General features: G+C 66.5%; 14 protein-coding genes and 1 other RNA gene. 8 read left to right on the top strand and 7 right to left on the bottom strand.

Features of this window, described 5'->3' with window-relative positions; all coding sequences use genetic code 11:
• Window positions 1–21 precede the first annotated feature (21 nt).
• The 3 genes from H0S73_RS09280 to metH all read left to right on the top strand — a co-directional run bounded on the left by H0S73_RS09280 (window position 22) and on the right by metH (window position 5797).
• On the top strand, window positions 22–1035 hold the full coding sequence (locus H0S73_RS09280; protein WP_181051893.1) for a metalloregulator ArsR/SmtB family transcription factor: 1014 nt from the start codon (window positions 22–24) through the stop codon (window positions 1033–1035).
• A complete protein-coding gene (gene metF / locus H0S73_RS09285; protein ID WP_181051894.1) occupies window positions 1035–1940 on the top strand; it encodes a methylenetetrahydrofolate reductase [NAD(P)H] in 906 nt (301 codons plus the stop codon). Before H0S73_RS09280 ends, metF begins: the two co-directional genes overlap by 1 nt.
• A 101-nt stretch (window positions 1941–2041) precedes the next feature.
• Window positions 2042–5797: a methionine synthase gene (metH, locus tag H0S73_RS09290; protein WP_181051895.1), complete on the top strand. Its 3756-nt coding sequence runs from the start codon at window positions 2042–2044 to the stop codon at window positions 5795–5797.
• 157 nt (window positions 5798–5954) lie between these two features.
• On the opposite strand, the gene H0S73_RS09295 is transcribed toward metH, so the two are convergent.
• From H0S73_RS09295 to H0S73_RS25720, 7 genes are all read right to left on the bottom strand, one after another.
• The gene (locus tag H0S73_RS09295; RefSeq protein ID WP_181051897.1) at window positions 5955–7187 is read right to left on the bottom strand and encodes an ABC transporter permease; all 1233 of its coding nucleotides are present in this window, start codon (window positions 7185–7187) and stop codon (window positions 5955–5957) included.
• Entirely contained in the window at window positions 7184–7906 is a 723-nt protein-coding gene (locus H0S73_RS09300; RefSeq protein WP_343058291.1) for an ABC transporter ATP-binding protein, read from the bottom strand. The genes H0S73_RS09295 and H0S73_RS09300 overlap by 4 nt, the downstream gene beginning before the upstream one ends.
• 10 nt (window positions 7907–7916) lie before the next feature.
• Window positions 7917–9344: an efflux RND transporter periplasmic adaptor subunit gene (locus H0S73_RS09305; protein ID WP_181051899.1), complete on the bottom strand. Its 1428-nt coding sequence runs from the start codon at window positions 9342–9344 to the stop codon at window positions 7917–7919.
• A gap of 81 nt (window positions 9345–9425) precedes the next feature.
• Window positions 9426–10193, bottom strand: coding sequence for an N-acetylmuramoyl-L-alanine amidase (locus H0S73_RS09310; protein WP_181051901.1), 768 nt, complete (start codon window positions 10191–10193; stop codon window positions 9426–9428).
• Window positions 10194–10197: 4 nt separating this feature from the next.
• Entirely contained in the window at window positions 10198–10923 is a 726-nt protein-coding gene (locus tag H0S73_RS09315) for a TerB family tellurite resistance protein (RefSeq protein WP_181051903.1), read from the bottom strand.
• Between the two features lie 86 nt (window positions 10924–11009).
• Window positions 11010–11288 carry a hypothetical protein gene (locus H0S73_RS09320; protein ID WP_009763998.1) on the bottom strand — a complete coding sequence of 93 codons (279 nt, stop codon included), beginning with the start codon at window positions 11286–11288 and terminating at the stop codon, window positions 11010–11012.
• A 102-nt stretch (window positions 11289–11390) separates the two neighbouring features.
• A complete protein-coding gene (locus tag H0S73_RS25720; protein WP_246388784.1) occupies window positions 11391–11765 on the bottom strand; it encodes a hypothetical protein in 375 nt (124 codons plus the stop codon).
• A 381-nt stretch (window positions 11766–12146) separates the two neighbouring features.
• On the opposite strand from H0S73_RS25720, the gene H0S73_RS09330 reads away from it, so the two are divergent.
• The 5 genes from H0S73_RS09330 (at window position 12147) to ftsL (ending at window position 15536) form a co-directional block, all read left to right on the top strand.
• Window positions 12147–12848 carry a lytic transglycosylase domain-containing protein gene (locus H0S73_RS09330; RefSeq protein ID WP_181051905.1) on the top strand — a complete coding sequence of 234 codons (702 nt, stop codon included), beginning with the start codon at window positions 12147–12149 and terminating at the stop codon, window positions 12846–12848.
• Window positions 12849–12894: 46 nt separating this feature from the next.
• Window positions 12895–13289: RNase P RNA component class A (rnpB, locus tag H0S73_RS09335), an RNA gene on the top strand.
• Between the two features lie 311 nt (window positions 13290–13600).
• Window positions 13601–14098, top strand: coding sequence for a division/cell wall cluster transcriptional repressor MraZ (mraZ, locus tag H0S73_RS09340; RefSeq protein ID WP_114943002.1), 498 nt, complete (start codon window positions 13601–13603; stop codon window positions 14096–14098).
• Window positions 14095–15144: a 16S rRNA (cytosine(1402)-N(4))-methyltransferase RsmH gene (gene rsmH, locus H0S73_RS09345; RefSeq protein WP_181051907.1), complete on the top strand. Its 1050-nt coding sequence runs from the start codon at window positions 14095–14097 to the stop codon at window positions 15142–15144. Before mraZ ends, rsmH begins: the two co-directional genes overlap by 4 nt.
• A complete protein-coding gene (gene ftsL / locus H0S73_RS09350; RefSeq protein WP_114943000.1) occupies window positions 15141–15536 on the top strand; it encodes a cell division protein FtsL in 396 nt (131 codons plus the stop codon). The genes rsmH and ftsL overlap by 4 nt, the downstream gene beginning before the upstream one ends.
• Window positions 15537–15539 lie beyond the last annotated feature (3 nt).

Consider the following 15539-nt stretch of genomic DNA (forward strand, 5'->3'; position numbering starts at 1 on the left):
ATGTAAGAGCGAGTTTTGGTCGTGCCGGACACCCCGTCCCCATCGCTGGACCTGACCTTGGATGTCCTTAGGGCAGCCGCCGAGGAGACGCGCCTGCGGATCCTCGCTCTGCTGACCGAAGGTGAGCTCTCCGTTTCCGACCTCACGGACATCCTCGGGCAGTCCCAGCCGCGCATCTCCCGTCACCTGAAGCTCCTGGTCGAGGCCGGCCTCGTGGAACGGCACCGGGAGGGGGCCTGGGCCTTCTTCCGTCTCACCGATCGGGGCACCGCCCTGCGGATCATCCGCCCGACCCTGGAGAGCCTCGACCGGTCCGATCCGCAGCTGCTGGAGGACCGCACCCGCCTCGACGGCGTGCGCGCGCAGCGCTCGCAGGCCGCCCAGGCCTTCTTCTCCCGCCTGGCGCCGGATTGGGATCGCATCCGCTCCCTCCATGCCCCCGAGACCGTGGTCGAGGCGGCGGTCCTGGAGGCTCTCGGCCCGGCCCGGATCCGCAATCTCGTCGATCTCGGCACCGGCACGGGCCGGATGCTGCAACTCTTGGCGCCGCGGGCGAACCGAACGGTCGGGCTCGATGCCAGCCACGCCATGCTCTCGGTGGCCAGGGCCAATCTCGAGAAGGTGGGCCTGCGGGGCATCGAGCTGCGCCAGGGCGACATCTATGCGCCGCCGTTCCCGCGCGACACCTTCGACCTCGTGGTGATCCATCAGGTGCTGCACTACCTGGACGACCCGGCGCGGGCGATCCGCGAGGCGGCGCGCTTGGTGGCGCCGGGCGGGCGGATCCTCGTGGTCGATTTCGCGCCGCACAATCTGGAATTCCTCCGCGAGGCCCAGGCGCATCGCCGCCTCGGCTTCGCCCCCGCCCAGGTCGCCGGATGGCTCGACGAGGCGGGCCTCGACTGCACCCTCAACCGGGAGATCGCTCCGCCGGCACAAGGCGACGAGCAATTGACCGTATCCCTTTGGCTCGGCCAGGACCGCCGCGTGGTGACGGATTGGCCTTTGAGTGAACCCGACAGAGAGGTCGCCTGATGTCCCCGCTCGCCCTGCGCCCCAGCCGGCAGAACGCCTCTCCCATCAAGGTCTCGTTCGAGTTCTTCCCGCCGAAGACGCCCGAGATGGAAACGACGCTCTGGTCGTCGATCCAGCGTCTGGCTCCCCTTCACCCGCATTTCGTTTCCGTGACTTATGGGGCAGGCGGCTCCACGCGCGAGCGCACCCATGCCACCGTGTCCCGCATCCTGAAGGAAACGCCTCTCAAGCCCGCCGCGCATCTGACCTGCGTGGCCGCGACCAAGGAGGAGGTGAACGATGTCGTTCGGTCCTACCGTGATGCCGGCGTGCGCCACATCGTGGCCCTGCGCGGCGATCCGGTCGGCGGCATCGGGACGGCCTATGAGCCGCATCCCGGCGGCTACCGGCAGGCCTGCGATCTCGTTGCCGGCATCAAGGCCATCGGCGATTTCGAAGTGTCCGTTTCCGCCTATCCGGAAAAGCATCCCGAGGCCGCTTCCCTCGATGCCGACATCGATGCGTTGAAGAGCAAGGTCGATTGCGGCGCGGACCGTGCGATTACCCAGTTCTTCTTCGACAATGACCTGTACTTCCGCTACCTCGACCGTGTCCGCGCGCGCGGCATCGACATCCCGATCGTTCCCGGCATCGTGCCGGTGCAGAACTTCAAGCAGACCGCCAATTTCGCGTCCAAGACCGGCGCCAGCGTTCCGGGCTGGCTCGCCGCGCGCTTCGAGGGCCTCGAGAACGACGTGGAGACGCGCAAGCTCATCGCCGCCGCGGTCGCTGCCGAGCAGGTGTTCGATCTGCTCGATCGCGGCGTGAACGAGTTCCACTTCTACACCATGAACCGCGCCGACCTCGTCTATGCCATCTGCCATCTGCTCGGCCTGCGCGAGCAGAGCGTGAGGGCGGCCGCCTGATTGTCCCGATGCCCGGCCTAGCCGGGCATTCACTTTTGTAACGTTGAAAGAATTTCATCGGCCGGCGCCCATCCGGCCGCGGTGAAAAGAGAACAGATCGAATGACCGCGTATCATCCCCGCCCGGCCGATGGGGCCGATGTGACCAAGGCGCTCCGCGAAGCCGCCTCCAAGCGGATCCTCGTGCTCGACGGCGCGATGGGAACGGAGCTGCAGCGCTCGCGCTTCTCGGAAGAGGATTTCCGGGGCGAGCGGTTCAAGGACTGGAAGCAGGACGTCAAGGGCAACAACGACCTGCTCATCCTCACGCAGCCCGACGCGGTGCGCAACGTGCATCTCGACTACTTCCGCGCGGGCGCGGACATCGTGGAGACGAACACCTTCTCCGGCACTTCCATCGCCCAGGCCGATTACGGCATGGAGGAGATCGTCTACGAGTTGAATGTCGAGGGCTCGCGGCTTGCCCGCGAGGCCGCGCTGATCGCCGAGAAGGAAGACGGCCGCCGCCGCTTCGTGGCCGGTGCCATCGGGCCGACGAACCGCACGCTCTCGATCTCGCCGGACGTGAACAATCCCGGCTACCGCGCTGTGACCTTCGACCAGGTCCGCGACGCTTACGCCGAGCAGGTGAGGGGCCTCGTCGACGGCGGCGCGGAGATCATCCTGATCGAGACGATCTTCGATACGCTCAACGCCAAGGCCGCCATCGTGGCGACGCATCAGGTCTTCGCCGAGAAGGGCGTGAAGCTCCCGGTCATGATCTCGGGAACCATTACGGATCTCTCCGGCCGCACGCTGTCGGGCCAGACGCCGACGGCGTTCTGGCATTCGGTGCGCCATGCGGAGCCGTTCTCCATCGGCCTCAACTGCGCGCTCGGCGCGCGCGAGATGCGCGCGCATGTCCAGGAGATCGGCAAGGTGGCCGACACCCTGGTCTGCGCCTATCCGAATGCGGGTTTGCCGAACGAGTTCGGCCTCTATGACGAGAGCCCGGCGGCCACGGCGCGTATGATCGCGGAATTCGCCGATGCCGGTCTCGTCAACGTGGTCGGTGGCTGCTGCGGCACGACGCCGGATCATATTCGCGCCATCGCGGAAGCGGTCGCCGGCAAGGCGCCGCGCACGGTTCCGAAGATGCAGCCGCTCATGCGCCTGTCGGGCCTTGAGCCCTTCGTCCTGACTTCCGACATTCCGTTCGTGAATGTGGGCGAGCGCACCAACGTCACGGGCTCGGCCAAGTTCCGCAAGCTCATCACCAACAACGATTACGCGGCAGCCCTCGATGTGGCGCGCGATCAGGTGGCGAACGGCGCGCAGATCATCGACGTCAACATGGATGAGGGCCTGCTCGATTCCGAGAAGGCCATGGTGGAGTTCCTCAACCTCGTCGCTGGAGAGCCCGACATCGCGCGCGTTCCGGTGATGGTCGACTCCTCCAAGTTCCACGTGATCGAGGCCGGCCTCAAGTGCATCCAGGGCAAGGCCATCGTGAACTCGATCTCCATGAAGGAGGGCGTGGAGGCCTTCGTCGAGCAGGCGAGGATCTGCCGTTCCTATGGTGCGGCCGTCGTCGTCATGGCCTTCGACGAGCAGGGCCAGGCGGATACGCTGGAGCGCAAGGTCGAGATCTGCACGCGCGCCTACAGGATCCTGACCGAAGAGGTCGGCTTCCCGCCGGAAGACATCATCTTCGATCCGAACGTGTTCGCGGTCGCCACCGGCATCGAGGAGCATAACGGCTACGGGGTCGCCTTCATCGAGGCGACGCGGATCATCCGCGAGACGCTGCCCCATGCCCATATCTCGGGCGGCGTGTCGAACCTGTCCTTCTCGTTCCGCGGCAACGAGCCGGTGCGCGAGGCCATGCATTCCGTGTTCCTGTTCCACGCCATCAAGGTCGGCATGGACATGGGCATCGTGAATGCCGGGCAGCTCGCCGTGTACGACGAGATCGATCCGGAGCTGCGCGAGCTGTGCGAGGACGTGGTCCTCAACCGCCGTCCCGACGCGACGGAGCGACTTTTGGAGGCGGCGCCGCGCTTCAAGGGCGACGGCGCGGGCGCCGTGAAGACGGCCGATCTCGAATGGCGCTCCTGGCCCGTGGGCAAGCGCATCGAGCACGCGCTCGTCAACGGCATCACCGAATTCATCGAGCAGGACACGGAAGAGGCGCGCCAAGCGGCCGAGCGCCCGCTGCACGTGATCGAAGGGCCGCTCATGGCCGGCATGAACGTGGTGGGCGATCTCTTCGGCGCCGGAAAGATGTTCCTGCCGCAGGTGGTGAAATCCGCCCGGGTCATGAAGCAGGCGGTCGCCTATCTCATGCCGTTCATGGAGGCCGAGAAGGAAGCCTCCGGCGACACCGGACGCTCCGCCGCCGGCAAGGTGCTCATGGCGACCGTGAAGGGCGACGTGCACGATATCGGCAAGAACATCGTCGGCGTTGTTCTCGCCTGCAACAACTACGAGGTGATCGACCTCGGCGTCATGGTGCCGGCCCAGAAGATCCTGGAGACGGCGCGCAAGGAGAACGTGGACGTGATCGGCCTTTCCGGCCTCATCACGCCGTCGCTGGACGAGATGGTGAACGTCGCGAGCGAGATGGAGCGCGAGGGCTTCGAGATTCCGCTCCTCATCGGCGGCGCCACCACGAGCCGCGTGCACACGGCTGTGAAGATCCACCCGAACTACCACAAGGGCCAGGCCGTCTACGTGACAGATGCCAGCCGCGCCGTCGGCATCGTGTCGTCGCTCCTGTCGCCCGACATGAAGGACGGCTATGTGGAGACGCTGCGCTCCGAGTACCGCAAGGTGGCCGACGCCCATGCCCGCTCGGAGGCCGACAAGCAGCGCCTGTCCATCGAGAAGGCGCGCGCCAACCGGTTCATGCCCGACTGGTCGTCCTACCAGCCGCCCAAGCCGACCTTCACCGGCGCGCGCGTGTTCCGCAGCTACGACGTGGGCGAGCTCGTGCCCTATATCGACTGGACGCCCTTCTTCCAGACCTGGGAGCTGAAGGGTCGCTTCCCGGCGATCCTCGACGACGAGAAGCAGGGCGAGGCCGCACGCCAGCTCTGGGAGGATGCGCAAGCCATGCTGAAGCAGCTCGTGGACGAGCGCTGGTTCAACCCGAAGGCGGTGATCGGATTCTGGCCCGCCAACACGGTCGGCGACGATATTCGCCTCTACACGGGCGAGAGCCGCGGCGAACCGCTTGCGACCTTCCACGGCCTGCGTCAGCAGCTCTCCAAGCGTGACGGCAAGCCCAATCTCTGCCTGAGCGATTTCATCGCTCCCGCCGACAGCGGAAAGCCCGATTGGATCGGCGCCTTCGTGGTCACTTCCGGCATCGAGGAGGTGCGCATCGCGGAACGTTTCGAGCGCGCCAACGACGATTACCGTTCGATCATGGTGAAGGCGCTCGCGGACCGCATCGCGGAGGCCTTCGCCGAGCGCATGCACGAGCGCGTGCGCCGGGAGTTCTGGGGCTATGCATCCGACGAGAACCTCAGCAACGAGGGACTGATCGGCGAGGAATACCAGGGCATCCGCCCGGCTCCCGGCTATCCCGCGCAGCCCGACCACACGGAGAAGGCGACGCTCTTCAGCCTGCTCAACGCCGAGCGCAGCATCGGCGTGACGCTCACGGAGTCCTACGCTATGTGGCCGGGCTCCTCCGTGTCGGGCCTCTACCTGTCGCATCCGGATGCCTATTATTTCGGCGTCGCCAAGGTCGAGCGCGATCAGGTGGAGGATTACGCGGCCCGCAAAGACATGAGCATCGCCGAGGTCGAACGCTGGCTTGCTCCGATCCTCAACTACGATCCGGCGAGCTATCGCGTGATGGCGGCGGAGTAGGGAAGAGCCCTCCTACGTCATCACCGGCCTTGTGCCGGTGATTCCGAGCACTTCAAGCACCAAGCTTCACAGCATCGGGATGGCCGGGACAAGCCCGGCCATGACGTGGTGGGTGTCATCTCACGCCGCGCTGAACCCTGCGCTCATCCAGTCGCAACTACTCCCGCCGCAGCGCCTCGATCGGATCGAGCTTCGCGGCCCGCCGCGCCGGGTAGAACCCGAAGAAGATACCCACCAGCGCCGAGAAGCCGACGGCGATCATGATGGCGTTCGTCGACACCAGCGAGGGCCAGCCGGCGAGCTGCGCCACGAGATAGGCGGCGCCCGCGCCGAGGCCGATGCCGAGGGCTCCGCCGATGGTGGACAGCGTCGTCGCCTCGATCAGGAACTGGCTCAGGATGTCGCGCGGGCGTGCGCCCACCGCCAGGCGCAGGCCGATCTCGCGGGTGCGCTCCGTCACCGAGACCAGCATGATGTTCATGATGCCGATCCCGCCGACGAGCAGCGACACGGCCGCGACGGCGGCGAGCAGCATGGACAGGGTGTTGGCCGAGGCGGAGGCCGTGTTGGCGATCTCCGTCAGGTTGCGGATGGAGAAATCATCCTCCTGGTCGCCCGTGACGCGATGGCGCTGGCGCAGCAGCTCCGTCATAGTGGCGATGCCCGGTTCGATGTCGCTCTCGTCGGAGAATTTCACGAAGATCGAGCCCACCGACCCGTCCTTGGCGTAGTTGCGTCCGATCACGCGGCGACGGCCCGCATCGAGCGGCACGAACACGACATCGTCCTGATCCTGCCCGAAGGCCGACTGGCCCTTCGACGCCATGACGCCGATCACGCGGAAGGGCACGTTGCGCACGCGCACGGTCTGGCCGATGGGATCGTCCTCGCCGAAGAGGTTGCGCGCGACCGTCTGGCCGAGAAGAATGACGATGTCGCCGCGCCGGACCTCCTCCGGGTCGAAGGTGCGGCCGGTTGCGACATCCCATTCGCGGGCCGAGAACCAGTCGTTGTCGATGCCGTAGATGCGCGTGCCCCAGTTGCTGCCGCCGGCCACGACCTGCGTGCCGCCCTGCACGAAGGGCGCGGCCGCCACCACGCCGTCGACCTCGCGCCGGATGGCGTGGGCGTCCTCGTCCGGGAGCGAGGAGGCGGCGCCGGCGCCGAGACGTGCGCCGCCCTGGGTCACGTTGCCGGGCGTCACGATGGCGAGGTTCGCGCCGAGGGAGCGGATCTGGCTGTCGACGAGATTGCGCGCGCCGGACCCGATCGCCACCATGGCGATGACGGCCGCGACGCCGATGACGATGCCGAGCATCGTCAGAAGACTGCGCAGGGCGTTGGCCATGATGGCCGAGAGCGCCGAGCGAACGGCCTCGATCAGCCTCATTCCGCGGCCTCCCGGGCAAGGGCGCGCGCATCGACCGGAACCTGACGCCGGTCCTCGGTCACGTGGCCGTCGCGGAAGCGGACGAGGCGGTGCGCGTGGCGGCCCACCTCCGCATCGTGGGTGACGAGCACGATGGTGGCGCCCTCGCGGTTGAGTTCCTGGAACAGGGCCATGATCTCGTTCGCCGTGCGGCTGTCGAGCGCCCCGGTGGGCTCGTCGGCGAGGAGCAGGCTTGGGCTGTTGACGAGCGCACGCGCGATGGCGACGCGCTGCTGCTGCCCGCCCGACAATTGCATCGGCCGGTGATGGGCGCGCTCCGCGAGGCCGACACGGTCGAGCGCGTGCAGGGCCCGCTCGCGGCGCGTTCTGCGGTCGAAACCCGCATAGACCATGGGCAGCTCCACGTTGCCGAGCGCGTCCACGCGCGGCAGCAGGTTGAACTGCTGGAACACGAAGCCGATCTCCCGGTTGCGCAGCCGCGCGAGGCCGTCCGCGTCGAGGCTTTCGACGGCCGTGCCCGCGAGCCGATACTGGCCGCTCGTCGGCCTGTCGAGGCAGCCGACGAGGTTCATGAACGTGGACTTGCCGGAACCGGACGGTCCCATCACGGCGACGAAATCGCCCTTCTCGATGGCGAGCGAAACCGCGTCGAGGGCCACGACGCGGCCTGCGTCGAGATCGTAGATCCGCCTGAGTTCGTGCGTCTCGATGAGAGCCACGGCGCGCTCCTTAGAACATGCGCGGCGGACGCGCGCGGCGGCCGGTGGGCGAGGCGCCCGCATCGTCCGAAGCGCCTGCACGCTGGGCCCCGACGATGACCGCCGCACCTTCCTGCACGTCGCCGCGCAGGATCTCCGTATAGGACCCGTCGGTCGCGCCGAGGCGCACATGCACGGCCTGCGGAGCGCCGTCCTGCCCGACACGGTAGATGCGCCCGCTCATGCCCTCGTCGGGCTGCATCTGCGCGTCCTGAGCACGCTCGCGCCGCCGCGGCTGGCCGTCCTGGGCGCCGCCGCTCGATGCAACGGACACGGGCGGCCGGTAGCGCAGGGCCGCGTTGGGCACGCGCAGCACGTCCTCGCGTTCGTCCGTGACGATCTGGAGGTTCGCCGTCATGCCGGGGAGAAGCGCCTGGTCCTGGTTCTCCACGCCGATGACCGCCGTGTAGGTCACCACGTTCTGCACCGTCTGGGCCGAGAGGCGCACCATGCGCACGACGCCCTCGAAGGCGCGGTTCGGATAGGCGTTGACCGTGAAGGTCACCTTCTGGCCGTCCTTCAGGCGTCCCACATCCGCCTCGTCGATATTGGCGTAGATGTCGATCTCCCTCAGGTCTTGCGCGATGGTGAACAGGGTGGGGGCGGAGAGCGACGCCGCGACGGTCTGGCCGAGTTCGATGTCACGCTGGATCACGACGCCGTCGACGGGCGACTTGATGTCGGTGCGGGCGAGATCGATCTCGATGTCCTTCAGCTTCGCCTGCCGCTGCAGGATCATCGCCTCGGCCGATTTCAGGTTCGCTTGCGCCAGGGCAAGATCGGCCTTGAGCCCTTCGGTCTCGGCCTGGTTGGATGCGATCTGCGCCTCGGCGGAGGTGAGGTTCGCCTTCTGAACGTCGAGCTGCGTCCCGGCCTGCTCGAGCGCCGTCTGGGTTCCCACCGCACGGGTGGTCAGTTCCCGCTGCCGGTCGAGGTTGCGCTGGGCCTCGGTGAGCTGCGCTCGGGCGCGGTCGCGCTGCGCGGCAAGATCGTTCGCCTGCGCCTCCGACCGTTGCAGCGCCGATTGCGCCTTGTCGATCTGGGCGCGCTTGGTGTCGAGATCCGCTCGGGCCTGGGCGAGATCCGCCAGGGCCGCGTCGCGGCGCGACTTGATCTGCTCCGCATAGAGGCGGGCGACCACCTGGCCTTCCTTCACGGGCGTGTTGTAGTCGGCCAGGATCTCGACCACCTGGCCCGAGAGTTGGGAGCCGACGAGCACGGTGGTGACGGGATTGAGCGTGCCGGTCGCGCGGACGCTCGCCGTGATGGAGCCGCGGTCCACCACGCCCAGGCGATAGGCCTGATCGGACGCGCTGCTACCTGTCGGTTTCCACAGCACGAAACCGAGCGCTCCAGCCACGAGCACGATGCCGATCAACCACACCCAGACGCGACGCACCGAAAAACCCTCTCCGCCATACGAAATATCATGATGGCGGATTGTGGCCGATTTCCCGGGGCGTGACGAGTTAACTCTTTGTCATGCGGCAGCCTGCGGCCGGGTGGCGATCAGGTTGCGCAGGGTCATGATGGTGGAGGCGTCCGCGACGCCGTCGACGCGCTCGGGGCGGAAGTGGCGCTGGAAGGCGGCGACGACCTTCTCCGTGTCCTCGTCGAAGACGCCGTTGATCCTCACGCTGTAGCCGTACATGGCGAGCATGGCCTGCAGGGCTTCGATGGGCATGCCCTGGTCGCCGCGCGCGAAGAAGCGGCCGTCGTTCGTGGCCGAGGGGGCGACCCAATGGCCGACGCCCGCTTCGTGCAGGCGCTGCCAGGGGAAAAGCTCGCCCGGATCGACCTTGCGGCCGGGCGCGACGTCCGAATGACCGAGCACGCGGGTCTGGGGAATGCGCCAGCGGGTGACGATGTCCTTCGTCAGGGCCGCGACGCTGTCGATCTGCGCATCGGGGAAGGGAGGCAGGCCGCCCGGATGTCCGGGATTGGCGATCTCGATGCCGATGGAGCAGGAATTGATGTCGGTCACGCCGTCCCAGGAGGAGAGGCCCGCATGCCAGGCCCGGCGCATCTCCGGCACGAGCTGGAGCACGCGGCCGTCGCCGAACACGAAGTAATGGGCGGAGACCTGGGACATGGGATTGCACAGCCATTGCAGGGCCTCGCCCTCGTCCGGCATGCCCGTGTAATGGAGAATGACCATACTGGGGCGCTGCGCGTCCTTGCGCTCCCCGTGGTTGGGCGACGGAAACACCTTGCCGGCGACCGGGCTTTCCGGGGAAAGAGCGCTCATGCGGTCACCTGATGTTCCGCTCGGCCGCAACGGTTTCCCAGGCGGCGTTGATGGCAGCCACGCGCTCGGTGGCGATTTTCACGGCTTCGGGCGGCAGGCCGCGGGCGATCTCCCGGTCGGGATGGTTCTCGGCCACGAGGCGGCGATAATGCCGCTTCAGCTCCTCGTCGCTCATGCTCCGGTCCACTTGGAGAATGAGATAGGGATCGTCGGCGCGCTGCACGTGCCGGGCGGCGATGCGCGCGAAATCCTGATCCGAGAGGGCGAAGATCGTCGCTACGTCCTTGAGGTAGGCGTATTCGGCCTCATGGATGGCTTCGTCCGCCTTGGCGATGTGGAACAGGCCGTCGAGCACGTCCTCGAGCAGGGCCGGCTCATCCTTGAAGGCATCGCCGATCTGGCGGGCATAGGCCTCGAAGCCGTCCGTGGTCTGGATGGCGAGATTGAACAGGCGCTCCACCTTGTCGTGTTCGCTTTCCGGAACCTCGACGATCTGCTCGAAGGCTCTGACCTCCACGTCGACCACGACGCCGTCGGCCTTCGCCATCTTGGCCGCGAGGGCCACGAGGCCCATGGTGAAGAGCACGTCGCGGGGCGGCTTCCCGAAAGGAGCACCCTCGCGATCAATGAGAACGTGGCCGGCGACGCCACCCAGGAGGGCGCCGATCGGTCCGCCCAACGCGAGCCCGATGCCGGCGCCACCCAGCTTACCCCAAATCGACTGAATCATCTTATGATCAGTCGTAATCTCAAGTACGGGCAAAAGGAAAGGGGCCGGGAATGTCCCGACCCCTCAAATTCAATTTCGATGCGCGATCAGCGGCAGTAGACGTTGCCGTAGACGTCCTGATACGTGCCGTAGGGGCAGGCCGGGCGGCCCGGAGCCGTCGCCGCGCCCACGATGGCACCACCGGCAGCACCGATGGCCGCGCCCGCCAGGGCGCCGCTTCCACGGCCCGTGGCAGCACCGCCGATGGCCGCACCGGCAAGGCCGCCGACTGCGGCACCGCCGACTGCGCGCTCGCCCGGCGTGTTGCAGGCGGCGATCGAGAGGGTGAGAGCACCCGCGGCGACAGCGGTGATGATTTTCTTCATGGACGTGTCCTCTTGGTCAGCGACAGACAATTGGAGAAAGCTTGAGCAATTCAGCTTAGCCTTACTGCCAACTGTTTCCTAGCCGATCGGTTCCATGGGGTGTCAAGGGGAACAAACCACGGAACCGTGGTGCACCATGGTACCGTATTTGCAGTCTTTAGGCGACCAGGGGCGGCCGCCCTGGTCAACGCGGCCCTGGCCGGAGGGGCGCATGTCGCCGCGCATCGGGGCGGCGGGCATCGGCTGTTCGACAACCATGGGCTCGGGCGCCGTCGCGGCTCCGACCACGGCACCGCCGGCGGCGCCGACGGCCGCGCCCGCGAGAGCGCCGCTCGCATGGCCGGTCGCCAGGCCACCGATGGCCGCACCGGCAAGGCCGCCGATGGCGCCGCCGCCGAGAGCGCGCTCGCCCGGCGTGTTGCAGGCGGCCAAGGACAGCAGGAGCGTTCCTGCGGCCGCGACGAGTTTGGTCTTCATCGTATTCCCCTTTGAATGAGCGAAAGAGTATTACGATACGTAATTTTATATCTTTGATTCGTGAAGCCGCCTTGAGCCGGCGAATGCGTTTCCTACGCATGCGCGAGGTGAATAATTTTCTGTACCGGATTCAGGCTATTTCTGCCTTCTCCAGCCTCGGTTTCGCGGGTCCAAAGCGTCTAGCTTAAGCATTGCGTGAACATAATTGCGACTTGCCGGGCCACAACTTTGCCTTATTTCGCCACCACCCACCGCCGCTCTACGGCCTATGCCATCTGGAGTTACGATATGACTTGGCAGCGTGATCTGAGAACGGTGGCGGCCGTCATCATAAGCTTGACTACGCTTGGTCTTGCGCCGCAGGCGCAAGCGGAAAGCACGTTGATTTCGCCGCAGGACGCGGAGGAGCTCGTCCGCGCGCAGATGGCGGAGCAGAAGGCCGCCGAGGCCGCGCTCAAGGAAGAGCAGGCGGCCATCGAGGCGGAGGAGGCGGCGGAGGCCGCCAAAGCCGCGAAATCCGGCAGGACGACCAAAGGCGAGGCCAAGAAGACCAGGGAGGCCGCCAAGGTCACGAAGATTCCCGTGGAGCCTCCTGTTGCCGCAGCGGCAGCTGCGGCGGACGAGGAGGAGGCCGGTGTCGAAGAGACGTCCGCCCTTCCCGTCGACCTGTCGGGGCTCTCGCGCTCCGGACGGGCCGATGCGGCCAAAGCCGGCGCCCTCAAGCCGCTGATCGTGCGCTATGCGTCCGAGAACGGCCTGCCTTACGGACTGGCCGATGCCGTGGTGCGGCTCGAGAGCCGCTACAATGCGGGCGCGCGCAACGGCGCGCATATGGGCCTGACGCAGATCAATGTCCGCACCGCGCAATCCCTCGGCTACCAAGGTCCGGCCGCGGGTCTTCTCGATGCGGAAACCAACCTGCGTTACGGGTTGAAGTATCTCGCCAAAGCTTACAAGCTCGCCGGCGGCGACACCTGCGGCACGATCCTGCGCTATCAGTTCGGGCACCGGGCGACCACCATGACGAGCGCCTCGCGCGCCTATTGCGCGAAGGTGAAGGTGCTGACGGCCGCGGCCGAGTAACCTTTGGCCTTGACGCGGAGGCGTCTTTTGCACCACATCCCCATCGTCAGCCGGCCGGGCGGCCGCTTCGAGCTTGCGCTCGGGGAGGAAAGTCCGGGCTCCATGGAAGCAAGGTGCCGGATAACGTCCGGCGGGGGAAACCCTAGGGAAAGTGCCACAGAGAGCAGACCGCCCCGCAAAGGTCCTCGGACCTCGGGGTAAGGGTGAAAGGGTGCGGTAAGAGCGCACCGCGGACGCAGCAATGCGGACGGCAAGGTAAACCCCACCAGGAGCAAAACCGAATAGGGACGACAGGCGTTCGCGCCAGGCCTGCTTCCAGGCTCGTCGTCCGGGTTGGTTGCTTGAGGCGTTCAGCAATGATCGTCCCAGAGGAATGGTCGCCACGCCCAAGGTCTTAGACTTTGGGCCCTACAGAACCCGGCTTACAGGCCGGCTGACCCCATCTATCCACAGGCCCGAAATTTGCATCAATGCGGCGCAAACCTTTGCGTCGCTTACGATTCATTAACCGTAAATGCGTCTCATGGAGAACGCATGCCGAGAGGCGCATCCACCACCCCCGTTCCGTTGACGCCCATACTGTCCCATGTTATCCCAAACCATCCCGTCGACGGTGTCTTCCGAAGGGGGCGTCAAGCACTCAAGAAATGCTGACGTTCGGCTTCGGGAAGTAGCGTCATCACCGGCTGCGGGTGGCGGATCCTCAAGATCTGCCTGGGGGCTGACAATCAGGAGCGTGCGAGCTGCGGCCAATGAACCGCTTCGTGTCCAATTTCACCAACAAGTTGGATTCGAAGGGTCGCGTCTCGATCCCCGCATCCTTCCGGGCCGTTCTGGCCAGGGATGGATTCGAGGGGCTCTACGTTCATCCGGCGCTCGACGCGCAGGCATTGGACGCGGGCGGCAATACGCTTCTGAACGAGATCGATGCGTTCTTGTCGACGCTGTCGCCCTATTCGGACGAGCGGGATCAGCTGTCGACGGCGTTGTTCGGGACCAGCGAAATTCTGAAGGTCGATCCGGAAGGGCGTGTCATCCTGACGGACACGGTAAAAGTGCATGCCGGGATCGGCGATACGGTGACGTTCGTCGGACTCGGTCACAAGTTCCAGATTTGGGAGCCCGAGCGCTTCCGTGCGCACTTGGAGGAGGCGCGCACGAAGGTCCGAGACCTGAAGAAAGCATTGGGAAGCCGAGTCATGGAGCCAAGGTTAGTGCAGAACACCTCACCAGGAGTACGGGAGCGATGATGGGACGCGGCGACGGCCCAGGAGCCGGAGCCGCTGGCGGACCGTCCCGTCACGTTCCTGTGCTCCTGGAAGAGGTGTGCACGGCTCTCGATGTCAAGCGCGGCGGCACTTTCATCGACGGCACGTTCGGCGCAGGCGGTTATACGCGCGCCATTCTCGACGGACATCCCCAGAACAAGGTTGTTGCCATCGACCGCGATCCCGATGCGATCGCGGGCGGCGCTTCCCTCGCGGCCAAATTCAAGAAGCGCCTGATGCTCGTCTCCGGACGCTTCGGGGATCTCGACGAGCTCGCGCATGCGCAGGGTTTCGAGAGCGTCGACGGCGTCGTTCTCGACATCGGCGTGTCGTCCATGCAGCTCGACCAGGCCGAGCGCGGCTTCTCGTTCCGCAACGAGGGGCCGCTCGACATGCGCATGGAGCAGAGCGGTCCGAGCGCGGCCGATCTCGTAAACGAATCCTCCGAGGCCGAGCTTGCGGACATTTTCTACCATTACGGCGAAGAGCGGCGCGCCCGCGCGGTGGCCCGCGCCATCATCGAGATGCGCCGCCGCCAGCCGTTCGAGACCACGCGTCAGCTGGCCGATCTCGTCGCATCGCTGATCCGCCAGGAGCCCGGCGGCATCCATCCGGCCACGCGCGTGTTCCAGGGCCTGCGCATCGCGGTCAACGACGAGCTCGGCGAATTGGTGCGCGCCCTGCACGCGGCGGAGCGCATCCTGAAGCCCGGCGGCCGTCTCGTGGTCGTCACGTTCCATTCGCTGGAAGACCGCATCGTGAAGCAGTTCTTCGCGGCCCGCACCGGCCGCGCGGCCACCGGCTCGCGCCACCTGCCGACAGCCGCCGCGCCGGAGCCCACTTTCGATGCAGTCACCAGAGGTCCGGTCGGTCCTAGCGAGCAGGAAATGGCGCGCAATCCGCGGGCGCGCTCGGCGAAATTGCGGGCGGGCGAGCGCACGAGCACGCCGCCGCAGGAGCCTTTGAGCGCCATCGCCATGCTGGCCGAACTGCCGCAGACAGCCGAAAAACGGGGAGGGCGCCGATGATCCGGCTGCTCCATATCATCGCGATTTCCGCCCTCATCGCATCGGCGGGTTATGCCTATTCGATCAAGTACGACACGCTCTACTACGCGGAGCAGGTGGCGAAGCTGAAGACCAAGGTGCAGCGCGAGCGCGAGGCCATCGCGGTGCTGCAGGCCGAGTGGCAATATCTCGACCGCCCCGACCGCCTCCAGGAGGCCGCCGACAAGCATCTCGACCTGCAGCCGCTGAAGATTCAGCAGCTCGCGCGCCTGTCCGAGCTGCCGAACCGTCCGTCTCGCGAGGACGAGATCGGCCGCAAGCTCGAAGCGCTCGGCCTCCTCGGTCCGACGTCGACGCCGAAGGACAAGAATTCGGACGCCCGCACCCCGACGACCCAAACCCCTAGACGGTGAGCC

Origin of the sequence: Microvirga mediterraneensis, assembly GCF_013520865.1 — a bacterium.
Lineage (GTDB): Bacteria > Pseudomonadota > Alphaproteobacteria > Rhizobiales > Beijerinckiaceae > Microvirga > Microvirga mediterraneensis.